Source organism: Streptomyces sp. 1331.2, from assembly GCF_900199205.1.
In the GTDB taxonomy this organism is placed as follows: domain Bacteria; phylum Actinomycetota; class Actinomycetes; order Streptomycetales; family Streptomycetaceae; genus Kitasatospora.
The window spans coordinates 5,727,910-5,749,806 of record NZ_OBMJ01000001.1; the positions used below are offsets into that span (position 1 = coordinate 5,727,910).

The following is a 21,897-nucleotide window of genomic DNA, read 5'->3' on the forward strand; positions in this document are numbered from 1 at the left end:
TGGCCTCCCGCTGGTTTTGGATGATTCTCTCCAATTGATGTGGAGAGTACTCTCCACTACATGCCCAGACCACCCCGCCACGACGAAGCCTCCCTTCTCGACGCCGCCGTCCGCCTCGCCGCCGCCGGTGGACCGGCCGCCGTCACGATGTCCGCCGTGGCCCGCGAGAGCGGCGCGCCGAACGGCTCCGTCTACCACCGCTTCCCCCAACGCGCCGCGCTTCTGGCCGAGTTGTGGCTGCGTTCGCTGGGCGACTTCCACGCCGCCTACCTGCCGGTCTTCGCGGAGCACGCCGAACCGCACCGGGCCGCCGGGGCGGCGGCCCGTCAGGTCGTCGCCTGGAGCCGGGCCCACCGCGACCTGGCCGTCGTCCTGCTGCACGGCGCGGAGGCCTTCGGCCGGGCCGAGTGGCCGCCGGAGCAGCAGCAGCGCGAACGGCAGGCCGCGGAGCAGGTGCGGGAGGCGCTGGCCGGGCTCGCCGAGCGGCTCGGCGCCGCGACACCGCTGGACCTCGACCGGGTCAACCTCGCCGTGGTCGGCCTCCCGCTCGCCGTCGTCCGGCGCCACCTGCGCGCGGGCACCCCGCTGCCCGCGCACGCGGAGGAGCTGGCCGAGCGCGGAGCGATCGACCTGCTGCGCGGAGGTACGCCGTAGGACCGTCGGATCGTCACCGGCCCGGTTTGACGGTCCGAGGAACTGCTGTGCGTCGCGTGGCCGTTGGTGCTGGTGTGACTGACGAACCGATCGCCCTCAGCCCGATCACCGAGACCGACCTCCCGCAGTTGGAGGCGCTGCTCGGCGACCCCGAACAGCTGGGCCCGTTCCAGTGGTACGGCTGGCGTGACCCCGGCCGGTTCCGCCGCACCTGGGCCGAGAACGGCCTGCTCTCCGACGAGTGGTCGTTGCTCGCGGTGCGGGCCGGGGGCGAGTTCGCGGGCTTCGTCATGTGGCGCCGGGTGAACGTCGCAAACAACTCCTGGTACTGGAACATCGGCATCCAGCTCCGCGCCGAGATGCGCGGCCGTGGCATCGGCAGCGAGGCCCAACGCCTGCTGGTGGACTACCTGTTCGCGCATTCGCCGGTGATGCGGCTGGAGGCGGACACCGACCCCGCCAACCACGCCGAGCAGCGCGCCCTGGAGAAGGCCGGCTTCCGTCGCGAGGGGATACGGCGCAGCATCACCTTCCGGGGCGGAGAGTGGTGCGACGGCGTCGTCTACGGCCTGCTGCGGACGGACCCGCGTCCCTGAGCGGTCGGGTTTTCCGGAGTCCTGCGGGGTGTGGTCGTGCTGCCCGTGCGGCGGAGGACCCCCAGCGGTCCGCAAGCACGGGCAGCCCGCCGGGGTCGGGTGTGAGCCACGGAGCTCACGCCTGACCCGGGTCAGTCGCTGCCGCGTTCGGCGAGGGTGTGGGCGACAAGGGCGTTGGCGTGCCCGTGACCGAGGCCGTGTTCGGACTTGAGCCACGCGACGAGTTCCATGTGCTTGGTCAGGGGAGAGGTGCGGATCAACTCCTTCCACTGCTCGATCGGGCGGCCGTACTTCTTCTCGATCGACGGGAAGTAGCTGGCGGGGCCTTTCACCGGTGCGGTCATGATGCGGTGTCCTGTCTGTCTGAGTGCGGTGGTTTCGAGTTGCGGCTGTGTGTGCGGGAGCGGGAGCCGCTATCGCCGTGAGGTCGGGGCGAGGCCGGCCAGCTGGGCGAGCGCTGCCGTGAGGGCGAGCAGGCCGAGGCCGGCGGCGACGGTGAAGGCCGCGACCGTGGTGGCGGAGCCGGCGAACCCGGCGATGACCACCAGCGGCAGGACGCGGTAGGCCAGGGCCCAGCCACTCCGTCCCCGCGTGGCGAAGTGCCGCGCCAGCGCGAAGAACGCGGCGCACAGCGCGAGGTAGCCCACGGTGCCGCTGAGCATGTGGACCGTTCCGTGCCCACTCAGTACGGCCAGACCGTCCGCGGTACCGGCCGGGAAGCCCGCGCCGGGGTCCGCCGTGAACACCCCGGCGAGCAGGAAGGACGCGCCGAACAGGCCGACCAGGCGCGGCGCCCAGGTGCCGCCGGCGGTACGGCCGATCACCCGCCGCAGGCCCACCGCGCCGGCGGTGACCAGCGTGCCGGTGACCAGGAAGCTGGCGACCTGGATCCAGCCCGGCGAGCCGAGGCTGAGCTGGCTGATGGCGTTTCGGGTGAAGTCGAAGCCGGTGCGGGTAAGGCCCTCGATCACCCCCACCCCCAGGAACAGCGGGCCTGCCGCCGCGCCGCAAGCGAGCAGCGTGCGGGTGGCGAGCGTGGTCGAGGCAGCGCGGCTGGTGAACGGTGCGCGGATCGCCTGCGTCATGAAATCCCCCTGGGCCGAGATCAAGCTCGGAACTGGACGGTACAGTACCTGCGGAACTGGACGGTACGGTACCCAACGAAGAACTGGACTGTCCAGTACTCTGAGCCGGAAGAGCCAGAAGAGCCAGAAGGAGGAGGCATGGAAGCACCGGAATCCGGTGGCCGCTCGGCCCGCAAGCACCAGGCGATCATGGCGGCCGCGACGGCGGTGTTCATGGCGAAGGGTTACGCCGGCACGAGCATGGACGACATCGCCAAGCTGGCCGCCGTGTCCAAGCAGACGGTGTACAAGCACTTCGCCGACAAGGAGAAGCTGTTCGCCGAGATCGTCCTGGCCACCACCGACCGGATCGAGGCCATGATCGACCTGGTGGCCGACATCCCCGGCGACGCGGACTCACTGGAGGAGAACCTGCTCCGGCTGGCCCGCCAGTTCCTGACCACCCTCACCCAGCCCCAGGTGCTCCAGTTGCGGCGCCTCATCATCGCCAATGCCGACACCTTCCCCGACCTGGGCGCCGCCTGGTACCAGCAGGGCTTCGAGCGGGTACTGGCCACCCTGGCCGACACCTTCGGACGCCTGGCCGACCGGGGTCTGCTGCGGATCGAGGACCCGCTCCTGGCCGCCAACCACTTCTCCGGCCTGCTGCTGTGGATCCCGGTGAACAAGGCCATGTTCCACGGCAGCCCGCAGCACAACGAGGCCGAACTCGATCACTACGCCGTTGCCGGCGTCCGGGTCTTCCTCGCCGCGTACCGCTGATCCCGCATTCCGCTCAGGCGGCGGAGTTGCGAAGCCGACTGTCAGGCGACGCCGAACCACTCCTCGGCGAGGGCGTCCAGCGTGCGGGCGGACGGTCTCAACTCCCTGAGGTACCAAGGCAGATTGCTGTACACGTGCAGCAGCGTGTACGCCATCAGCAGGCGGGGGTCGAAGGGGTGGCCGTACGCGGCCAGGAGCCGGCCGAGCAGCTGCCGGTCGCCGCGGGTGGTGAAGAGGCCGACCGCGACGAGGTCGTAGGCCGGGTCGCCGATCATCGCGGGCTCGAAGTCGATCAGGCCGGTGAGGCGCCAGCCGGTGGCCGGGTCGGTGAGCAGGTGCTCGCGCATGAACTCGGTGTGCAGCAGGGCCCGTCGGGGAGTGGCGGTCGGCGGCGGGGCGGCGGCGAGGAAGTCGGGGATCTGCTCGGCCCAGGCCTCGGGCAGGCCGCGTTCGCGCTGCCGGGCGACGGCGCCGGCCCGCTGGCGGGCCAGGAAGGCCGGCCAGTCGCCGGGGCCGAGGGCGTCGGCGAGCGGTTCGGGGTCGAGGGCGTGCAGGGCGGCCAGCGCCTCGCCGCAGTCGTGGGCGATGCGTACCCGGTCGGGCTGCGGGAGGCGCGGCCAGGCGGGGGCGAGGCCTTCGCCGGGCAGCCGGGACATCAGGATGTAGCGCCAGCCGTTGACGTACTCCCCGGCGTCGCGGAGCGCCGGGGTGGGGACGGGCAGCGCGCCGTACAGCCGGTCGAGGACGCGCTGTTCGGTGAGGCCGTCCCGGGCGCTGGCAGCCGGGAACAGCTTGAGGACGTGCTCGTCGCCCACCGCGTAGACCGGGACGGAGCCCTCCGCGAAGCGTTCCAGCGGCAGGCCGCCGACGCCGAGCCGGGCGCACAGGGCCTCGGCGCCGGGGCGCATCACCGACTCGTCGGGGACGACCGCGTCCCACTGCTCGTCCGTCTCCACCACAGGCAGCATGGGCGCACGGTAGGCAGCCCGGACCGGCGGCGGCAAAGGGTTTTCACCGCCCGACGCGACGGCGGCGGAGGGGCTTTCACCGCCCCGGCAGGCGGCTGCCGCAGGCGTCGGCGGCCGGGGAGACCGGTTCGGGCCCGTCGGCCGGGTCGCGGGTGAGCAGGTAGCGGGCGCCGGGGCCGGCCTCGCCGGCGCGGTCGCCGGCGTTGTAGAGGGCGCAACGGGACAGCGAGAGGCAGCCGCAGCCGATGCAGCCGGACAGCTTGAGCTTCAGCAGTTCGAGCTCGGCGATCTGCTCGTCGATCCGGCTCTGCCAGGACTCGGCGACCCGGTCCCACTCGGTGCCGCTGGGGGCGGGGCGCTCGGGGAGGCGGTCGAGGGCGACCTTCGCCTCGTCCAGGGAGAGGCCGACCCGCTGGGCGGCGCGGATGAAGGCGATCCGGCGCAGGGTGCCGCGGGTGTAGCGGCGTTGGCCGCCGGAGGTGCGGGTGGCGTGGATCAGGCCGAGGCTCTCGTAGTAGCGCAAGGCGGACGCGGCGAGGCCGCTGCGGTCGGCGAGTTGGCCGATGGTGAGCAGGTCGGCGTGGTGCGGGCCGGTGGTGCGGCGGCCGTCGGGATGGGCGGTCATGGGAACCCACTGTAACCGCTTGACCTCAAGCTGGCTTTAAGTTGCACCATCGTGGTCATGACGACGAACGCAACCGCCGAAACCCCCACCGAGAGCCGCTTCGAGGACCTGCCGGCCCTGATGGGCCTGATGACCGGCGACGAGAAGCACGGCCCCGCCGCCACCTCCACCCTGGACGCCCTCTGGGTGCTGTACGACCGGGTGTTGCGGGTCAGCCCGGCCGGCGCCGGGGCCCAGGACCGTGACCGCTTCCTGCTCTCCAAGGGCCACGGCCCGATGGCCTACTACGCCGTGCTCGCGGCCAAGGGCTTCATCGACCCCGCGGTGCTGCCGAGCTTCGGCGGCTACGACTCGCCGCTCGGCCACCACCCGGACCGCACGCTGATCCCGGGCGTGGAGATCGCCTCCGGCTCGCTCGGCCACGGCCTGCCGCTGGCCGTCGGCACGGCGCTCGGGCTGCGGGCGCAGGGCCTGACCGACCCGGCGGTGTGGGTGCTGGTCGGCGACGCCGAGTTCGACGAGGGCTCCAACGGCGAGGCGGTGGCCTTCGCCGGGGCGTACGGACTGGACCGGCTGCACGTGGTGGTGATCGACAACTCCTCGGCCACGCACGGCTGGCGGGGCGGGATCGCGGCCAGGTTCGAGGCCGAGGGCTGGTCGGCCGCGACGGTCGACGGGCGCGATCACGAGGCGCTGCACCGCGCCTTCACCGCCGAGCACCCGGGCCGCCCGCACGTGGTGGTCGCCCGGGTCGAGCCCAAGGACTCCTGAGCCCAAGGACTCTGAGCGCAAGGACTCCTGAGCGCCAGAACGCCTGAGCGCCAGGACTCCTGAGCGCAAGGACTCCTGAGCCCGAGGATTCCTGAGCACGTCCCGTACGCACCGAGCCACGACACCACACGACGCACACCCCGAGAGGACCCCCACCGATGGACACCATGCGCGACCGCTTCGTCGACGTCACCACCCGCCTGCTGGACGAGGACCCCCGCCTGGCCGTGGTGCTGGCCGACATCACCGCAGCCGCCTTCGCCCCCGCCCAGGAACGCCATCCCGACCGGGTGGTCAACGTCGGCATCCGCGAACAGCTGCTGATCGGCGCGGCCGGCGGCCTGGCGCTCACCGGGATGCGCCCGATCGCCCACACCTTCGCCAGCTTCCTGATCGAACGGCCCTTCGAGCAGGTCAAGTTGGACCTGGTCCACCAGGGCGTCGGCGCCGTCCTGGTCAGCGCGGCCGGCTCGTACGACTGGCCGGCCGGCGGCCGCACCCACATGTCCCCGGGCGACGTCGCGCTGCTGGACACCCTGCCGGACTGGACCGTCCACGTCCCCGGCCACCCGGACGAGGCCGAGCAACTGCTGCGCCACGCCTACGCCGACGGCGACCGCAACGTGTACGTCCGGCTGTCGGCGCACCAGAACGACGCCGCCGTGGCCGTGGAGCCGGGCCGCTTCACCACGGTCCGCCAGGGCTCGCGCGGTGTGGTGCTGGCCGTCGGGCCGATGCTGGACGCGGTGCTCGCCGCGACCGAGGGCCTGGACGTCACGGTGCTGTACGCGGCGACGGTGCGCCCCTTCGACGCCGCCGGGCTGCGCGCGGCGGTCGGCGACCGGGCGGACGTGGTGCTGGTCGAGCCGTACCTGGCGGGCACCTCGGCGAGCGAGGCGCACGCGGCGCTGGTCGACCGCCCGCACCGGGTGCTGGGCCTGGGCGTGCCGCGCGAGGAGCACCGGCACTACGGCTCGATCGCGGAGCACCTGGCCGCGTACGGCCTGGACGCGCCCGCGCTGCGCGAGCGGATCGGCACCTTCCTCTGGTGAGCGCCGCCCGAGCCGCCCGAGCCGCCCGAGCCGCCCGAGCCCCCCACCCGCCCGAGCTACCCGGCGACCACGGCGGCCACCGCGACCACGGCCACCGCGTCCGCACCCAGCCGCACCGTCGCGCCGTCCAGCGCCGCCGGCCCGAAGGCCGCGACCACCTCCCGCCCGGCGGCCCCCAGCGGCAGCACGGCCTCGGCCGGCCCGAGGTTGACCGCGACCCGGTACGGCCCGCGGTGCACGACGATCCAGCCCGCCGCCTCGTCGTACGACGTCCGCACCGCGCCGAGGTCCGGGTCGGCGAGTTCCGGCCGTTCGCGCCGCAGCCGGATCAACGTCCGGTACCAGTCGAGCAGTTCGGTGTGCGGGGAGCGCCGGGGCTCGGTCCAGTCGAGGACGGAGCGCAGGACGGTGGCGGGCTCCTGCGGGTCGGGGACGGCCTCGGCGGCCCAGCCGTGTTCGGCGAACTCCCGTCGCCGGCCCCGGCGGACGGCTTCGGCGAGGTCCGGGTCGGTGTGGTCGGTGAAGTACTGCCAGGGGGTGGCGGCGCCCCATTCCTCGCCCATGAACAGCATCGGGGTGAACGGCGAGGTGAGGACGAGCGCGGCGCCGCAGGCGAGCCGGCCGGCCGGGAGCGTGGTGGAGATGCGGTCGCCGAGCGCCCGGTTGCCGACCTGGTCGTGGGTCTGCAGGTAGCCGAGGAGGCGGTGGCCTTCGCCGGTGGGGAACGGGCGCCCGTGGCTGCGGCCGCGGAAGGAGGACCAGGTGCCGTCGTGGAAGTACCCGCGGGTGAGCGTCCTGGCGACGGCGGCGAGCGGTTCGCGGGCGAAGTCGGCGTAGTAGCCCTGGGATTCGCCGGTGAGCGCGCAGTGCAGGGCGTGGTGGAAGTCGTCGTTCCACTGGGCGGTGAGGCCCTGGCCGCCGGCCTCGCGCGGGGCGGTGGTGCGGGGGGAGTTGAGGTCGGACTCGGCGACCAGGAACAGCGGCCGGTTCGTCGCGACCGCCAACTTCCCGACCTCGTCGGAGAGTTCTTCGAGGAAGTGGACCGCCCGGTCGTCCGCGAGGGCGTGCACGGCGTCCAGTCGCAGCCCGTCGATCCGGTAGTCGCGCAGCCAGGCCAGTGCGCTGCCGATGAGGTAGGCGCGCACCTCGTCCGAGCCGGGCGCGTCCAGGTTGACCGCGGAGCCCCACGGGGTGTGGTGCCGGTCGGTGAAGTACGGGCCGTACGCGGGAAGGTGGTTGCCGGACGGGCCGAGGTGGTTGTGCACGACGTCCAGCACCACGCCGAGGCCCTTGCGGTGTGCCGCGTCCACGAAGCGTTTCAGCCCCTCGGGCCCGCCGTAGGGCTCGTGGACGGCCCAGAGCGAGACCCCGTCGTAGCCCCAGCCGTGCTTGCCGGGGAACGGGCAGACCGGCATCAGCTCGACGAAGTCGACGCCCAACTCGACCAGGTGGTCGAGGTGTTCGGCGGCCGCCTCGAAGGTACCGCGCGGGGTGAAGGTGCCGATGTGCAGCTCGTAGAGCACCGCTCCGGGCAGGGCGCGGCCGCGCCAGCCGGTGTGCGACCAGTGGAAGCCGGCGTGGTCCACCCGGCGGCTGGGGCCGTCCGGGCCGTGCGGCTGCCAGGCCGAGCGCGGGTCGGGCAGCGGCGGGCCGCCGTCGAGCCGGAAGGCGTAGTCACCGTCCGGCGCCTCGCCGGACCACCAGCCGTGGCGGTCGGCGCAGCGCGTCAACTCGTGGGCGGAGCCGTCGACTTCGACGGACACGCCGGTCATGGCGTTGGGCGCCCACACCTGGTAGGCCGGCATCAGCCCCTCCTCGTCAGCAGCGCCACCGGGTGGACCGCCAGCAGCTCGGCCACCGGTACGGCCCCGGCCGGGAAGCTGCGCAGGGTCAGTTCGTCCGTCCATGCCCCGCCGGCCGGCAGCTCCAGCACGGTGTCCCGCCAGCCGCCCGCCCGTTCCAGCCCGTACGGCAGCCGGGTGACGGCGGTGACCACGTCGTCGCCCCGGGCGAAGGCCAGCAGGTGGTCGCTGGAGACGTCGACGACGGGCAGCGGCCGGTACGGGCCGAGCGGGCGGGAGCGGCGCAGGTGCAGCGCGGTGGCGGTCAGGTGCAGCTTCTCGCGGGCGAGGTCACCGGGGCGCGCGGTGGCCGAGTCGGTGAGCCGCACGGCGAGCGCGCCGAGGTCCACCGGAGCCCGGTTGTCCGGGTCGACCAGGGTGTACAGCGGCTCCTCGCTGCCCTGGTAGAGGTCCGGCACGCCCGGCACGGTGAGGTGCAGCAGGGCGGCCGCGAGGGTGTTGGAGCGGGCGTACGGGGCGAGGGCGTGCACCCGGCCCTCGATCCGGGGGAGCAGCCCGGGGTTGCCGTACACGGCGCGGGCCCGCTCCTCCAGGGCCTGCTCGTAGCGGGGGTCGGGGGCGGTCCAGGAGGTGTGCAGCTTGGCCTCGCGGACGGCCTTGAGCAGGGCGGCGACCAGTCGGTCCGGGGTGATCGGCCAGGCGGCGACCAGGGTGTGCCAGAGCAGCCAGTCGGCGTCCCGGTCGAGGGCGGGATGGGCCGGGCCGGCCGCGGTGGACCAGGCGGCGGCCTCGGCGGCCCAGGCCGCGGGCTGCTCGGCGAGGACGGCGAGCCGGGCGCGGGCGTCGGCGCTGCGCTTGGTGTCGTGGGTGGAGAGCACGGTCATGGAGTGCGGCCGGTCGCGCTCCTGCCGGCGGCACCAGTCGTGGAACTCGGCCGGGTGCAGCCCCGGCCGGGCGGGCTCGCCGCCGACCTCGTTGAGCCCGGGCAGGGCGTTCCAGCGGTAGAAGGCGGTGTCCTCGACGCCCTTGGCGGCCACCGCGGCCGCGGTCTGGGCGAAGCGCACGCAGAACTCGTCGTGGTCCGGGCCGCGCCCCAGCCGGCCGAGCGCCAGCGCGGCCACCAGCCGGTCGGTCGGGTCGGCGGAGCCGTCCAGGGCGGCGTGCATCTGCTGCTCCGAGGCCGCGGGCACCGGCTCGCCGGGCCGGGCGTACGGCCGGTAGGCCGGGTAGCCGGTGAGCAGCCGCCCGATCGCCGCGTGCAGCTGTCCGGGCGCGTGGTCGGCGTGCGCGGGCTCGGCGGCGCCGATCCGCAGCGCGATGCGGACCAGCCGCTCGACCTCGGCGGCCAGTTCGCCGTCCGGTCCGGTCATCTCGGCCCGCCCGCGCCGGGCGGCGGCGATCGCGGGGTGCGGGTCCTCGCACGGGTCGTGGACCGGGCCGCCGTGCAGGAAGGACTCGTACGCCCCGGCCAGCCGGCAGGCGCCCGCGTGGTCGGTGAGCACGCCGTCGATGCGGCGCAGCGCGTCGTAGCCGGTGGTGCCGGCGACCGGCCAGTCCTCGGGCAGCCGCTCCTCGCCGGCGAGGATCTTCTCCACCACGGTGTAGGCGCCGCCGGTGGCGTCCGCGAGGCGGCGCAGGTAGCCGCGGGGGTCGGCGAGCCCGTCCGGGTGGTCGATCCGGAAGCCGTCCAGGACGCCGTCGGCGTGCAGCCGCAGCAGGACGGCGTGGGTGGCGGCGAAGACCTCCGGGTCCTCGACCCGCAGCGCGATCAGCTCGTTGACGGTGAAGAAGCGCCGGTAGTTGAGCTCGGTGCGGGCCAGCCGCCACCAGGAGAGCCGGTACCACTGGCGGGCGAGCAGGTCGGGCAGCGGCAGGTCCTCGGTGCCGGGGCGCAGCGGCAGTTCGTGCCGGTGGTAGCGCAGCACCCCGTCGTCCACGGTCAGCTGGTCCAGGACGGCGCCGAGCCGGTCGCCGAGCAGCGGCAGCAGCACCCGGCCGCGGTCCGGGGCGTCGGCGGGGCCGGGCTGGGCGTCCCAGTCGATGTCGAACCAGCGCGCGTACGGGGAGTCCGGTCCGTCGCGCAGCACCTGCCACAGCGGCCGGTTGAGCCGTTCGGGGGCGGGCACGGCCATGTGGTTGGGCACCACGTCGGCGATCAGCCCCAGCCGGTGGCGGTGGGCTTCGGCGGCGAGGGCCCGCAGGGCGTCCTCGCCGCCGAGCTGCTCGCTGATCCGGGTGTGGTCGACGGTGTCGTAGCCGTGGGTGGAGCCGGGGACGGCCTCCAGTAGCGGGGAGAGGTGCAGGTGGGAGACGCCGAGGGCGGCCAGGTAGGGGACGGCGGCGGTGGCGTCGCGCAGGGTGAAGCCGGGCTGGAGCTGGAGGCGGTAGCTGGCGGTGGGCACGTTGGGCACGGCGGTGGGCGCGGCGCTGGGCATGCCGGAGGGGACGGGGGCGGCCGGGCGGGGCTGCGCGGGCTCGGCGGCGGAGGTCATAGCTCCATAGGTACCCGGGGAGCCCGCCGCCAAGACCCGCTGCTGACCCGAACAGGTGACCTGATTCGAACGGGTGACCGATCACGGATGCCGTGAGCCCACTACGCCGGCCGTTGCAGCACCATCAGCGAGCGGTCGATGAGCCACAGCGTGTCGCCCGCCTTGACCCGCGCCCCCGTGCCCGGGGCCGGCAGCCGGGGCTGGGCGGTGTCCACCACGACCCGCCACTCCTGCCCGTGGCCGGCGGGCACGGTGAACTCCAACGGCTCGAAGTGCGCGTTGAACATCAGCAGGAAGGAGTCGTCGACGATCCGCCCGCCGCGCCGGTCCGGTTCGGAGATGGCGTAGCCGTTGAGGAAGACGGTCAGCGACTTGGCGTAGCTGGCGCCCCAGTTGCGCTTGGTCATCTCCTCCCCCGTCGGGGTGAACCAGGCGATGTCGGTGAGGTCGTCGGACCCGCCGGAGGCGGACACCGGCCGGCCGTGGAAGAACCGCCGGCGCCGGAACACCGGGTGGTCGCGACGCAGCCAGATCATCCCCTGGGTGAACTCCAGCAGCCGCGCCTGCGGGCCGTCGCCCTCGGGCCAGTGCACCCAGGTGAGCTCGTTGTCCTGGCAGTAGGCGTTGTTGTTGCCCAGCTGGGTGCGGCCGAGTTCGTCGCCGTGCGAGAGCATCGGCACGCCCTGGGAGAGCATCAGGGTGGCGATGAAGTTGCGCTGCTGACGTGCCCGCAGCTCCTCGACGGCCGGCTCGTCCGCCGGGTCGGGGACGGGGCCCTCGACGCCGCAGTTCCAGGAGCGGTTGAAGGACTCGCCGTCGCGGTTGTCCTCGCCGTTGGCCTGGTTGTGCTTGTCGTTGTAGGAGACCAGGTCGCGCAGGGTGAAACCGTCGTGGCAGGTCACGAAGTTGATGGAGGCGATCGGGCGACGGCCGTCGTCCTGGTAGAGGTCCGAGGAGCCGGTGAGCCGGGAGCCGAACTCGGCGAGGGTGGCGTTCTCGCCGCGCCACAGGTCGCGCACGGTGTCCCGGTACATGCCGTTCCACTCCGTCCACAGTGGCGGGAAGTTGCCGACCTGGTAGCCGCCCTCGCCGAGGTCCCAGGGCTCGGCGATCAGCTTGGCCTGGGAGACCACCGGGTCCTGCTGGACCAGGTCGAAGAAGGAGGAGAGCCGGTCCACCTCGTGGAACTGCCGGGCGAGGGTGGCGGCTAGGTCGAATCTGAAGCCGTCCACGTGCATCTCGGTGACCCAGTAGCGCAGCGAGTCCATGATCAGCTGGAGCACGTGCGGGCTGCGCATCAGCAGGCTGTTGCCGGTGCCGGTGGTGTCCTCGTAGAAGCGCTGGTCCTGGGCGAGGCGGTAGTAGGAGACGTTGTCCAGGCCGCGCAGCGAGAGCGTCGGGCCGAGGTGGTTGCCCTCGGCGGTGTGGTTGTAGACGACGTCCAGGATCACCTCGATGCCGGCCGCGTGCAGGGCCTTGACCATCGACTTGAACTCCTGCACCTGCTGGCCGCGGTCGCCGGTGGAGGAGTAGGAGGAGTGCGGGGCAAAGAAGCCGATCGTGTTGTAGCCCCAGTAGTTGGCCAGGCCGAGGTCGCGCAGCCGGTGGTCGCGGACGAACTGGTGCACCGGCATCAGCTCGATGGCGGTGACGCCGAGCTTGGCCAGGTGCTCGATCACCGCCGGGTGGGCCAGGCCCGCGTAGGTGCCGCGGATCTCCTCGGGGATGCCCGGGTGCAGCCGGGTGAGGCCCTTGACGTGGGCCTCGTAGATGACGGTGCGGTGGTAGTCGGTGCGCGGCGGGCGGTCGGTGCCCCAGTCGAAGTACGGGTTGATCACCACCGAGTGCATGGTGTGCGGGGCGGAGTCGAGGTCGTTGCGGCGCTCGGGGGCGCCGAAGTGGTAGCCGTAGACCGACTCGTCCCAGTCGATGTGCCCGCTCATCGCCTTGGCGTACGGGTCCAGGAGCAGCTTGGCGCTGTTGTGCCGCTGGCCCAGGCCCGGGTTGTACGGGCCGTGCACGCGGAAGCCGTACCGCTGGCCGGGCTGGACGCCCGGGAGGTAGGCGTGCCGGACGAAGGCGTCCGTCTCGCGCAGTTCGACGGCGGTCTCGGAGCCGTCCTCGCCGAGCAGGCACAGCTCGATGCGGTCGGCGCTCTCGGAGAACACCGCGAAGTTGGTGCCGGCCCCGTCGTAGGTGGCGCCGAGCGGGTAGGGCGTACCGGGCCAGACCTGCATGGCTCCTCAACTTCCTTGCTGCAAACCGAAACTGACGTGTGGTCCGACGATAAGTCCGGCGCGGCCGGGCAGGTGCCGCGCTCGCGCGCCGTGACGCACGGCACAGCGCATACTTCCCGAGCCCTCCCCCGGCGGCCGGGAGAACCGGCCCGGGTTGGTCCGAACGAGTGGCCGACGGGTATTCCTGTGAAGATCGGGGCCCCTGGTGCGGGCGGGTACTGCCCCTGGCGCAGGCGAGGGTGCGGGCGGGGTGCGGGCGGGTGCGGGCACGGGCTCGGGCGGGAGTCGACCGGCGGGCCCGCCGGAGCCGTCGACCATCCGGCTGCGGGCCGCTCTCGGCGGGCAGTACCCTTGATCGTCCGGCCGCCCCGGCCGACCGGTGCTTGTCAACGGCCCGTCAACGGTCCCCGCGCCCGCGGGGGTCAGCCGCAGATGAGGTGGCGCATGGTGTTCCCTGCTGGCGGCCTTGGTTCCGGGCCCGACGGCCCCCACCGGGGCGCGACCCGCAGCGAGGCGCCCACGGTCGTCATGCGCCCCACCCTGACCGGCCGCACCCTGGTCCCCGCCCAGAGCGGGCCGGTGGAGATACCCGCACTGGCCTGGTCCGCCGGCGAATGGGAGGAGTCCTACCAGCGGGTACGGATCTCCGGACGCGCCTACGTCTGGCTCAACCTGGTCGAACAGCGGCTGCGCTCCCTGGTGGACGAGGTGCTGCACCCCATCTACGCCCCCGCCCACGGTGAGGACTGGGTCACCGCCGCCGCCGGACCGGCCGGCGAGGAATGGGCCCACCGCGCCGGGGCCGTCCGCGAGGTCAGCCGCCGCAAGGGCTACCTGCTCGACCCGGCCGACGACGACCCGCTGGTCTTCCTCACCCTGCCCCAGCTGCGCGAGCTGATGGTCCAGCACTGGCCCTGCTTCGAGCCGTACCTGGCCGACCGGCGCGAGATCGAACTCGCCCTGGACGAACTGGAGGTCGCCCGGCACGTGGTCTCCCGCAACCGGGTGCTCACCCAGACCGTCCTCGCCCAGACCGAACGGGCCGCCGCCCGGCTGCTCGCCGTCCTGGACGGCGGCGCGGGCGGCGTGCCCGCCGACGTGGTGGAGTCCCTGGTCGCCGGCCGGTACGCGGACGTCGTCGCGGTGCACGCCGACCGCGTCCGGCTCCAGCGCGACCTGCCCGTCGAGGACCTGCTGGACGGCGCCCGGCGGCTCGACGCGCTCGGCATCGGCCTCGGCATGCTCTGCCAGAACTACACCGGCAAGCGCCTGGTGCGCCTGGCCGGCGAAGGCTGCCGGGTACGGCTGCTCTTCCTCAACCCGGCGAGCAGCGCGGTGCGCCGACGCGAACGCGAACTGGGCCTCGGAAGAGGCGAGTTGTCCCGCTCCATCGAGATGAACATCATGCACGTGCGCCGGGTCAGGGCCCGGCTGCGGGACCAGGGCGGCTTCGAGATCCGGGTCTTCGACGAGACCCCGCGCTTCACCGCCTACCTGGTCGAAGGCCCCCGCACCACCGGCCAGGCCGGCGGGCGCCGGCAGAGCCGCGACCTCGGCGTCATCCAGCCCTACCTGCGCCGCGCCCGCGGCATGGAGTCCCCGGCACTGGTGCTGCGCGGCGGCGCCGGCCAGCAGCCCGGCGGCACCGAGCCCGGGCTGCTGGAGGTCTACCGCGAGGAGTTCGAAGGGCTCTGGGGGGACTCCCGGTCCGTCTCCTGACGCCCGCATGCCGAGAAAGTCCGTGGTCGCGGGATGACCGGACTGCCAGACTGCGGGCCGTGAACAGCCTCCCCGCCTGGACCCTGGTACCCGCCGCGTCCGCCGACCTCGACCTCGTCACCGACCTCAAGGAACAGGTCATGCGCGCCGACCTGGAACGCCTCGGCCGCTGGGACCCGGACCGCTCCCGCCGCCGCGTCCGCGACTCCTTCTCCACCCGGTGGACGTCCGTGCTGCTGGTCGAGGGCGTCTTCGCCGGTTCCGTCACCGTCCGCCCCGACGAGCGGGGCGGACGCCACCTGGAGCTGTTCTACCTGGCCCCGCACCTCCAGGGCCGCGGCCTCGGCACCGCCGTCCTGCGCCGCCTCCTCGCCGAGGCCGACGCCGCCGGAGAAGCGGTGCGCCTCGTCGTCCTGCGCGGCAGCGCCGCCCAGCACCTCTACGAGCGGCACGGCTTCACCGTCGTCCACGAGGACCCCGTCGACGTCCACATGCACCGCCCGGCACCCGAGCCCGCCTTCGCCGCCACCCCGGAGCCGGCCCGAACCCGCGCGGGGCTCGACGTCGACGTCCACACCGAGGACCGCCGCCTGGTGCGGTAACGATTCCGCCCCGCCTCCGTCCCGGTCACGACAGGTTCCCGGGCCCGTCGTCGAGAGCTCAAGCGGCTTGCGGACCACCTGACTTCGCGCCGGCCCGCGGACCGGCGGGCCCTATGCCCGTCCGCCCGGGGAACCCTGGGGAACTCCCTGATTCCGGCCCGGCAGGTGGGGGCGGGGCCGGGCCCGTGGGTCGGATTGTCGGTGGGGCGGGTGATGATAGGGGCTGTTTCGAGAGGCAGGACGGAAGGACACACCTGATGAGCTGGTGGCAGCAGCCACTGGTCGGCTTCGACCTGGAGACCACGGGCACCGACCCGGCCGTGGACCGCATCGTCACGGCCGCGCTCGTGGACACCGTCGGGGCCGCCCGGGTGGGCGCCGCGCACTGGCTGCTCGATCCCGGGGTGCCGATACCCGCCGAGGCGGAGGCGATCCACGGGATCGGGGACGCGGTGGCGCGGAGCAAGGGGCGGCCGGCGAAGGAGGCGGTGGAGGAGATAGCCGCCGCGCTGTGCGGGCGGATAGCCGACGGCCGGCCGGTGGTGGCGTTCAACGCGCCGTTCGACCTGTCGCTGCTCGACGCCGAGCTGAGCCGGCACGGGCTGGCCACGCTCGCGGAGCGCCTGGGCGGGCCGGTCGGGCCGGTGCTGGACGCACTGGTGATCGACCGGGCCGTGGACAAGTACCGCAAGGGCTCGCGCACCCTGCAGCGGGTCTGCGAGGTGTACGGGGTGGAGCTGACGGACGCGCACGAGGCCGGCAGCGACGCGCTGGCCGCCGTCCGGGTCGCCGTCGCCCTGGCCGGGCGCTACCCGGCCGAGGTGGGCGCGGTGGCACCGGCCGAACTGCACCGGCGGCAGATCGGCTGGTACCGGGACTGGGCGGAGAGCCTGCAGGCCTGGCTGCGCCGCGACAAGGACCCGCAGGCAGTGGTCGACCCGCGCTGGCCCGCCCGGTAGCCGGTCGCTGACACACTGCCCGGATGACCGTACGCCTCGCCCGCCCCGCAGACCTGCCCGGCTTCCTCGCCCTCGCCGCCGAGGTCGAGCACTGGTTCGGCCCGATGGTCGCCGAGCCGGGCTTCCACCGTGCGGTGCTCAGGAGCATCGAGCGGGGCCGGGCCACCGTGGCCGAGGACGGGGAGGGGCGCGGGCTGCTCGGCGGCCTGCTGTTCGGCCGGGCCCCGGGGGAGGGGCAGCCGCCGCGGCACCACCTGCACTGGCTCGTCGTCACCGGGCGCGCCCGGGGAGCCGGCGTCGGCCGGGCGCTGGTCGCGGACGCGCTGCGCCGCCACGGTGTCCGGGCCCCGGCCACCGTCGAGGTGGTGACCTTCGGGCTCGACCACCCCGGCGCGGTGACGAGCGGCGCCCGGGTGTTCTACGAGCGGCTGGGCTTCACCCCGGCCGAGGCCGCCGACCCGGGCCCGGAGGGCGGCTCCCGGCAGGTCTACCGGCTCGACCTGACCTGACCTGACCTGACCTGATCTGACCTGGCCCGGCGGGCGGCGGTGTCACCGCAGGTCAGGCGACGGCGGCGTCGAGTTCGGCGGGGCTGGGCCCGCGGTCGGTCCCGCAGCCGGCCTCAGGGCTGCCCGTCAACTGCCCTACTGTGCAGGGAAGTCGAAGGTGTACCCCTGGGCGACCAGCCAGGGCAGCAGCTGCTTGAGTGCGGCCACGGTCTGGCTGCGGTCGCCGCCGCCGTCGTGCATGAGGATCACCCCGCCGGGCTTGAGCTGCTTCTGCACGGTGGAGACGATGGCCGGCACGCCGGGGCGGGACCAGTCGCGCGGGTCGACGGACCAGCCGAGCGAGCCCATGCCGAGGCTCGCGGTGACCTGCTCGTTGTCGGCGTTGAAGCCGCCGCCGGGAGCCCGGAACCAGTCGACCCGGGTGCCGGGGCCGCCGGCCTGGACGATCATGTCCCGGGCGGCGGTGATCTCGTACACCGCCTTGTCGTGCGGGAGCTTCGCGAACGGCTGCGGGTGGTGGACGCTGTGGTCGCAGAGCCGGTGCCCGGCGGCCAGGACGCGCTTGACCGCGGCCGGGTTGGCGGCGGCGTTCTGGCCGATCTCGCAGAAGGTGGCCTTGGCGTGGTACTGGGCGAGCAGGTCGAGGATCTGGCCGGTCGCGGGGCCGGGGCCGTCGTCGAAGGTGAGCGCGACGGTCCGGCCACCGGAGGCGGTGGAGCCGATCACGGTGCCCGCCCCGGGGTGCGGGGGCGGCGCCGCGGGCGAGGAAGCCGCGGCGGGGGAGCCCGGGACGGGAGTGGTGGTCGGCACGGCGGGGGAGGACGGCGCCGCGGAGGAGGACGGCGTCGGGCCCGCGGGCGTACGCGGCGTCGCGGGCGCGGCGGGGACGCTCGGAGCGGAGGAGCCGGGCGAGCCGGAGGATCCGGACGAGGAGACCGGGGGCAGACCGTCGGAGCCGGGTGTCGGCGCGATGGTGCTCGCGGCCGTCCCGTCCGGCTGCCCGGCGACCGGCGGCTGCGCGGTGGTGCTCGGCGCCGGCGACTGCAGGGCCCCGCTGGCGGTCCCGCAGGCGGCCAGTCCCAGGACGGCGGCCACGGCGGCGCAGCCCGCGATCAGCCGACGCCGGGAGCGGGACGGGCGGTTCGGGGCGCAGGGGCGGCGGGCGGTCCGGTGCATGGCGGCGGCTCCTGAGGTACGAGTACGGTGCCGATCCCTCGGGTCAGGATGACTGTCCGATAGGACGCCGAGCGTACGTGTCCCGGTTGCGCGCCGGACCGGCCTGCGCCGGGAGTCTTCTCACACCCGCCCCGGCTGGCGTCCGCCCGCCGCTCGCGGTACCGGACCGCCACCGAGGCGGCGGCCCGGCCTCAGAACGGGTACCAGCGCACCCCGGTGGCCCCGTCCCGCAGCGAGTCGACCCGGCGCCGGAACTCGGCCAGGGCGGCCGGGTTGCTCGCCGCCTGCTGGGCGACCCAGGAGGCGCTGGCGGTCTCCCGGGCCCCGCGCAGCACCGCGAAGCCGGGCCACTCGCGCACGTCCCAGCCGTACGCCGCGGTGAAGGCGTCGTACTCCTCGGCGGGCACCCCGTAGCGGTCGTGGGCGAGGGCGAGGACCACCAGGTCGTGTTCGCGCAGGTCGTCGGCGACGAATTCGAGGTCGAGCAGGACCGGTCCGTCCGGTCCGACGTGGACGTTGCGCGGCAGCGCATCGCCGTGGATCACGCCGGGGTGCAGCCGGGGGACGAGGTCGGGCAGGGCGGCCTCGAAGGCGGCGCGGCGGTGGCGCAAGAAAGCGACGTCCTCGGGGTCGACGTGGCCCTCGGCGGAGGCCAGCCAGCGTTCGACCGGGGCCAGCAGGTCGCGCCGGCCGAGCGGGACGGGCGGCACCGGCAGCCGGTGCAGGGCGTGCAGCAGCGGGGCGAGGTCGACCGGGCGGGCCGGGCGGACGGCGGGGGCGAGCCGGTGCCAGAAGGTGACGGGGTGCCCGTCGGCGAGCTGCGGCTCGGGCGCGACCGCGTCGTACGGGCGCACCACCGGGACGCCCTGCCCGGCCAGCCAGTGGGCGACGGTCAGTTCGCGGTGGGCCCGGTCGTGCAGTTCGGGGCCGCGGCCGACCTTGGCGACCACGGCCGGGTCGCCGAGGTCGAAGACGGCGTTCTCGCCGAGCGCGAGCAGCCGGGCGTCGCCGGGGCCGGGCAGCCCGGCGGACTCGCAGGCGCGGGCCAGCAGCAGCCGGGCGCGGCCCTCGTCGAAGGGGATCATGACGGGGCTCCGTTCCGCCGTGGTTCGGCCGGGGGTCCCCGGACGGTGATCATCATGACGCACGGGCGCCGGATCGTGCGGGCAGGCCGCCCCGGGCCCCGTCTCGGGGGCGGGGTGGGGTTTTCCCGGGCGCCCGACCCCGAGAACTCCTCCTCAGGGGTAGGGGACGAACCTCCACCCTGAGGGGGAGATGACTCCACCCGGAGCACGAGGTCAACGGGTGCGCGCTCGGGAGAAACTGGGTCGGGGCCGTTCGGGGGCGGCCTCGTACGGGGGTTGGATTACGGGGGCTCCTTGCCGGGCGGCAAGCAAGTACTCGTAGGATGATGCCCAAACCTACTTACCTGCCGACCGGCAAGGGTGTGCCTCCAGGCACTCCCGGCCGGTCCTGCCGTCGCCCAGCGTCCCGTCCCCCAAGGGCTGCGGTGAACCATGCCCAGGAGGCATCGAGCATGTTCCACCGACTAGGACACTTCGTCGTTCGTCGCGCGTGGTGGGTGATCATCGCGTGGGTGGTCGCGATGATCGCCATCGTCGGGTCGGCCTCGAAGGTCACCTCGCAGACGGACGAGTCCGCATTCCTGCCCAAGCACTACGAATCGATCCAGGCGGCGCAGCTCCAGGAGCAGGCCTTCCCGTCGAGCTTCACCCCGTCCGCGCTGCTGCTCTTCGAGCGCAACGACGGCCAGGCGCTGAACGACGCCGACCAGGCCACGATGGACAAGGTCGTCAAGGGCCTCACCGACGCGAACATCCCCGCCGTCGAGAAGATCCTGCCGGTCGACCCCAAGGCCTCGAAGTCCAAGGACGGCAAGTACGCGCTGTCCATGGTCGCCATCGACAAGACCAAGATGCAGAGCGAGGAGTTCACCGACGCGGCCAAGAAGCTGCGCAGTGAGGGCGCCAAGCTCGCCGACGGCTCGGGGGTGAAGTTCCAGGTCGGCGGCCAGGCCGCCAGCAGCCTGGACCAGAAGGACTCCTCCGGTGCCACCGACATGATCGTGATGCTCGGCAGCCTGCTGCTCGTCATCCTGATCGTCGGCATCATCTTCCGCAGCATCCTGGCCGGCCTACTGCCCGTCCTGCTCTCGCTGGTCATCGCGATGCCGGTGGCCAACGGCCTGATCGCCGACGCGATCGACATCTTCAACCTGAAGTCCTCCCCGATGACCTCCGCGATCCTGATCATCGTGGTCCTCGGCGTCGGCACGGACTACTTCCTCTTCCTCGCCTTCCGCTACCGCGAGCGGCTGCGCCTGGGCGAGGACCGCAAGACGGCCGTGGCGAACGCCGTCGGCCGGGTCGGCGAGGCGATCGCCTCCGCCGCCGGTGCCGTCGCCGTCGCCTTCGCCGTGCTGATCCTCTCCAGCCTGGGCATGTTCACCGCGCTGGGCCCGGCGCTGGCCATCGCCGTCATCGCGACCGCGCTGGTCTCGCTGACCCTGGCTCCGGCCGTGCTCGCCGTCATCCCGTCCAAGGGCGTGTTCTGGCCCGGCAAGAAGTGGATGGAGGAGCCGAAGAACGCCCGCTTCGCCGCGTTCGGCCGGATGACCGGCAAGAAGCCCGGCCTGGTCGCCCTGGTCTCCGGCGGCATCCTGGTGGTGCTGGCCCTGGCCGGCATCAACTACAACGGCACCTACGACCTGGCGGGCAGCTCGATGCCCAAGACCAAGGAGTCGATGGTCGTCCAGGACAAGCTGATGACCGCGTTCTCGGCCGGTGCCACCGACCCGAGCCACGTCTACCTGACCAGCACCAACGGCGCCAAGCTCAGCGACTCCGCGATCAAGGAGTTCGCCGACAAGCTCCAGGGCGTCCCAGGGGTGGCCAGCGTGGTCGCGCCGAGCGCCGAGCGGAAGACGGTCAACGCCGACGGCACCACCGGTGACTTCACCGTGATGCTCAACGACGCGCCGGCCTCCAACAAGGCCATCGACACCATCGAGAAGGTCCGCGACACCGCCCACGCCTCGGCCCCGGCCGACAGCAAGGCCCTGGTCGGCGGCATCACCTCGGTGTACAAGGACATCAACACCGCGATGGTGCACGACTACACGCTGGTCTTCCCGATCGCGGCCGTGATCATCATGCTCATCCTGGGCCTGCAGCTGCGCAGCGTCGTCGCCCCGTGGTACCTGATGGCCTCGGTCGGCCTCGGCTTCGGCGGCACCCTCGGTGCCACCACCCTGCTGTTCCAGAACATCAAGGGCGAGCAGGGCCTGATGTTCATGCTGCCGATCTTCATCTACCTCTTCGTGGTGGCGATCGGCACGGACTACAACATCCTGATCATCGCCCGCCTCCGCGAGGAGGCCCGCGAGGGCCGCAACCCGCGCGAGGCGGCCAGCGAGGCCATCAAGCACGGCGGCCCGACCGTCGCCGCGGCCGGCTTCATCCTGGCGGCGTCGTTCGCGACCTTCATGCTCGCGGGCAACGTGCTCTTCATGGAGCTCGGCTTCTCGCTGGCCTTCGGCATCGTGCTGGCGGCCTTCGTGATGGCGATGTTCTTCACCCCGGCCCTGACCGCGCTGCTCGGCCACCGCGCCTGGTGGCCCGGCCACGCCGACGCCCCCGGCCACGGCGCGGGCCCGGCGCCGCTGGCGGACGCGCACGGGGTGCCGGAGCCGGCCGGCCGACGCTGACGGACCGCTCCCCAGGGCAGGCGGCGTCCCGCTTCGGCGGGCCGCCGCCTGCCCCTTTCCCAGGGGCGCCAAACGTGATCTGTTCAGCGTAAAAACCCCGGTCGCCCGGGGTGTCGGCGTGCTACAGTCGACTCAGTTGCAGTTTTGGTTCCCATGAACGT

General features: G+C 73.5%; 19 protein-coding genes. 10 read left to right on the plus strand and 9 right to left on the minus strand.

Annotated elements, in window-relative coordinates; translation table 11 throughout:
* Nucleotides 1-60 precede the first annotated feature (60 nt).
* Nucleotides 61-654, plus strand: a complete 594-nt coding sequence (locus tag CRP52_RS24755; RefSeq protein WP_097238402.1) for a TetR/AcrR family transcriptional regulator — start codon at nucleotides 61-63, stop codon at nucleotides 652-654.
* A gap of 74 nt (nucleotides 655-728) precedes the next feature.
* Complete coding sequence (locus CRP52_RS24760) at nucleotides 729-1,250, plus strand: GNAT family N-acetyltransferase (protein ID WP_097238403.1); 522 nt, start codon at nucleotides 729-731, stop codon at nucleotides 1,248-1,250.
* A gap of 131 nt (nucleotides 1,251-1,381) precedes the next feature.
* On the opposite strand, the gene CRP52_RS24765 is transcribed toward CRP52_RS24760, so the two are convergent.
* Nucleotides 1,382-1,594, minus strand: a complete 213-nt coding sequence (locus tag CRP52_RS24765; protein ID WP_097238404.1) for a DUF4287 domain-containing protein — start codon at nucleotides 1,592-1,594, stop codon at nucleotides 1,382-1,384.
* A 69-nt stretch (nucleotides 1,595-1,663) separates the two neighbouring features.
* Nucleotides 1,664-2,335, minus strand: coding sequence for a DUF998 domain-containing protein (locus CRP52_RS24770; protein WP_097238405.1), 672 nt, complete (start codon nucleotides 2,333-2,335; stop codon nucleotides 1,664-1,666).
* 138 nt (nucleotides 2,336-2,473) lie between these two features.
* Between CRP52_RS24770 and CRP52_RS24775 the strand changes: the two genes are divergently transcribed.
* The gene (locus CRP52_RS24775; protein ID WP_097238406.1) at nucleotides 2,474-3,097 is read left to right on the plus strand and encodes a TetR/AcrR family transcriptional regulator; all 624 of its coding nucleotides are present in this window, start codon (nucleotides 2,474-2,476) and stop codon (nucleotides 3,095-3,097) included.
* A gap of 41 nt (nucleotides 3,098-3,138) precedes the next feature.
* Here CRP52_RS24775 and CRP52_RS24780 read toward each other — a convergent pair whose 3' ends face one another.
* A complete protein-coding gene (locus CRP52_RS24780; RefSeq protein ID WP_179852911.1) occupies nucleotides 3,139-4,065 on the minus strand; it encodes a phosphotransferase family protein in 927 nt (308 codons plus the stop codon).
* Between the two features lie 76 nt (nucleotides 4,066-4,141).
* Nucleotides 4,142-4,690, minus strand: coding sequence for a redox-sensitive transcriptional activator SoxR (soxR, locus tag CRP52_RS24785; protein WP_097238407.1), 549 nt, complete (start codon nucleotides 4,688-4,690; stop codon nucleotides 4,142-4,144).
* 57 nt (nucleotides 4,691-4,747) lie between these two features.
* Between soxR and CRP52_RS24790 the strand changes: the two genes are divergently transcribed.
* Together CRP52_RS24790 and CRP52_RS24795 are read left to right on the plus strand one after the other, a co-directional pair.
* The gene (locus tag CRP52_RS24790; protein ID WP_097238408.1) at nucleotides 4,748-5,461 is read left to right on the plus strand and encodes a thiamine pyrophosphate-dependent enzyme; all 714 of its coding nucleotides are present in this window, start codon (nucleotides 4,748-4,750) and stop codon (nucleotides 5,459-5,461) included.
* A gap of 158 nt (nucleotides 5,462-5,619) precedes the next feature.
* Entirely contained in the window at nucleotides 5,620-6,513 is an 894-nt protein-coding gene (locus CRP52_RS24795; protein ID WP_097238409.1) for a transketolase family protein, read from the plus strand.
* Nucleotides 6,514-6,569: 56 nt separating this feature from the next.
* Here the strand turns inward: CRP52_RS24795 and treZ are convergent, their stop codons facing one another.
* From treZ to glgX, 3 genes are all read right to left on the minus strand, one after another.
* Nucleotides 6,570-8,318 (minus strand): malto-oligosyltrehalose trehalohydrolase, encoded by a 1,749-nt coding sequence (gene treZ / locus CRP52_RS24800; protein WP_097238410.1) that lies wholly within the window; start codon nucleotides 8,316-8,318, stop codon nucleotides 6,570-6,572.
* The gene (treY, locus tag CRP52_RS24805) at nucleotides 8,318-10,750 is read right to left on the minus strand and encodes a malto-oligosyltrehalose synthase (protein ID WP_097240318.1); all 2,433 of its coding nucleotides are present in this window, start codon (nucleotides 10,748-10,750) and stop codon (nucleotides 8,318-8,320) included. Before treY ends, treZ begins: the two co-directional genes overlap by 1 nt.
* A gap of 158 nt (nucleotides 10,751-10,908) precedes the next feature.
* Nucleotides 10,909-13,044 carry a glycogen debranching protein GlgX gene (gene glgX, locus CRP52_RS24810; RefSeq protein WP_097238411.1) on the minus strand — a complete coding sequence of 712 codons (2,136 nt, stop codon included), beginning with the start codon at nucleotides 13,042-13,044 and terminating at the stop codon, nucleotides 10,909-10,911.
* A gap of 444 nt (nucleotides 13,045-13,488) precedes the next feature.
* On the opposite strand from glgX, the gene CRP52_RS24815 reads away from it, so the two are divergent.
* From CRP52_RS24815 to CRP52_RS24830, 4 genes are all read left to right on the plus strand, one after another.
* Nucleotides 13,489-14,763 (plus strand): SAV2148 family HEPN domain-containing protein, encoded by a 1,275-nt coding sequence (locus CRP52_RS24815; protein ID WP_097238412.1) that lies wholly within the window; start codon nucleotides 13,489-13,491, stop codon nucleotides 14,761-14,763.
* A gap of 59 nt (nucleotides 14,764-14,822) precedes the next feature.
* Nucleotides 14,823-15,365 (plus strand): GNAT family N-acetyltransferase, encoded by a 543-nt coding sequence (locus tag CRP52_RS24820; protein WP_257032837.1) that lies wholly within the window; start codon nucleotides 14,823-14,825, stop codon nucleotides 15,363-15,365.
* A gap of 257 nt (nucleotides 15,366-15,622) precedes the next feature.
* Nucleotides 15,623-16,324 carry an exonuclease domain-containing protein gene (locus CRP52_RS24825; RefSeq protein ID WP_097238413.1) on the plus strand — a complete coding sequence of 234 codons (702 nt, stop codon included), beginning with the start codon at nucleotides 15,623-15,625 and terminating at the stop codon, nucleotides 16,322-16,324.
* A 23-nt stretch (nucleotides 16,325-16,347) separates the two neighbouring features.
* Nucleotides 16,348-16,833: a GNAT family N-acetyltransferase gene (locus CRP52_RS24830; protein WP_097238414.1), complete on the plus strand. Its 486-nt coding sequence runs from the start codon at nucleotides 16,348-16,350 to the stop codon at nucleotides 16,831-16,833.
* A 135-nt stretch (nucleotides 16,834-16,968) separates the two neighbouring features.
* Here the strand turns inward: CRP52_RS24830 and CRP52_RS38960 are convergent, their stop codons facing one another.
* Entirely contained in the window at nucleotides 16,969-18,009 is a 1,041-nt protein-coding gene (locus CRP52_RS38960; protein WP_218893112.1) for a polysaccharide deacetylase family protein, read from the minus strand.
* A 191-nt stretch (nucleotides 18,010-18,200) separates the two neighbouring features.
* Nucleotides 18,201-19,094: a phosphotransferase enzyme family protein gene (locus CRP52_RS24840; RefSeq protein WP_097238415.1), complete on the minus strand. Its 894-nt coding sequence runs from the start codon at nucleotides 19,092-19,094 to the stop codon at nucleotides 18,201-18,203.
* 452 nt (nucleotides 19,095-19,546) lie between these two features.
* Between CRP52_RS24840 and CRP52_RS24845 the strand changes: the two genes are divergently transcribed.
* Nucleotides 19,547-21,736: an MMPL family transporter gene (locus tag CRP52_RS24845; RefSeq protein WP_097238416.1), complete on the plus strand. Its 2,190-nt coding sequence runs from the start codon at nucleotides 19,547-19,549 to the stop codon at nucleotides 21,734-21,736.
* The last annotated feature ends 161 nt before the right edge of the window (nucleotides 21,737-21,897 follow it).

What these genes read in the sequence shown, in the direction of transcription:
- CRP52_RS24755 (WP_097238402.1), top strand. Translation starts at nt 61, where the DNA reads ATGCCCAGACCACCCCGCCACGACGAAGCCTCCCTTCTCGACGCCGCC.
- CRP52_RS24765 (WP_097238404.1), bottom strand. Translation starts at nt 1,594, where the DNA reads ATGACCGCACCGGTGAAAGGCCCCGCCAGCTACTTCCCGTCGATCGAG.
- CRP52_RS24770 (WP_097238405.1), bottom strand. Translation starts at nt 2,335, where the DNA reads ATGACGCAGGCGATCCGCGCACCGTTCACCAGCCGCGCTGCCTCGACC.
- CRP52_RS24775 (WP_097238406.1), top strand. Translation starts at nt 2,474, where the DNA reads ATGGAAGCACCGGAATCCGGTGGCCGCTCGGCCCGCAAGCACCAGGCG.
- CRP52_RS24780 (WP_179852911.1), bottom strand. Translation starts at nt 4,065, where the DNA reads ATGCTGCCTGTGGTGGAGACGGACGAGCAGTGGGACGCGGTCGTCCCC.
- soxR (WP_097238407.1), bottom strand. Translation starts at nt 4,690, where the DNA reads ATGACCGCCCATCCCGACGGCCGCCGCACCACCGGCCCGCACCACGCC.
- CRP52_RS24790 (WP_097238408.1), top strand. Translation starts at nt 4,748, where the DNA reads ATGACGACGAACGCAACCGCCGAAACCCCCACCGAGAGCCGCTTCGAG.
- CRP52_RS24795 (WP_097238409.1), top strand. Translation starts at nt 5,620, where the DNA reads ATGGACACCATGCGCGACCGCTTCGTCGACGTCACCACCCGCCTGCTG.
- treZ (WP_097238410.1), bottom strand. Translation starts at nt 8,318, where the DNA reads ATGCCGGCCTACCAGGTGTGGGCGCCCAACGCCATGACCGGCGTGTCC.
- treY (WP_097240318.1), bottom strand. Translation starts at nt 10,750, where the DNA reads ATGCCCAGCGCCGCGCCCACCGCCGTGCCCAACGTGCCCACCGCCAGC.
- glgX (WP_097238411.1), bottom strand. Translation starts at nt 13,044, where the DNA reads ATGCAGGTCTGGCCCGGTACGCCCTACCCGCTCGGCGCCACCTACGAC.
- CRP52_RS24815 (WP_097238412.1), top strand. Translation starts at nt 13,489, where the DNA reads ATGGTGTTCCCTGCTGGCGGCCTTGGTTCCGGGCCCGACGGCCCCCAC.
- CRP52_RS24825 (WP_097238413.1), top strand. Translation starts at nt 15,623, where the DNA reads ATGAGCTGGTGGCAGCAGCCACTGGTCGGCTTCGACCTGGAGACCACG.
- CRP52_RS24830 (WP_097238414.1), top strand. Translation starts at nt 16,348, where the DNA reads ATGACCGTACGCCTCGCCCGCCCCGCAGACCTGCCCGGCTTCCTCGCC.
- CRP52_RS38960 (WP_218893112.1), bottom strand. Translation starts at nt 18,009, where the DNA reads ATGCACCGGACCGCCCGCCGCCCCTGCGCCCCGAACCGCCCGTCCCGC.
- CRP52_RS24840 (WP_097238415.1), bottom strand. Translation starts at nt 19,094, where the DNA reads ATGATCCCCTTCGACGAGGGCCGCGCCCGGCTGCTGCTGGCCCGCGCC.
- CRP52_RS24845 (WP_097238416.1), top strand. Translation starts at nt 19,547, where the DNA reads ATGTTCCACCGACTAGGACACTTCGTCGTTCGTCGCGCGTGGTGGGTG.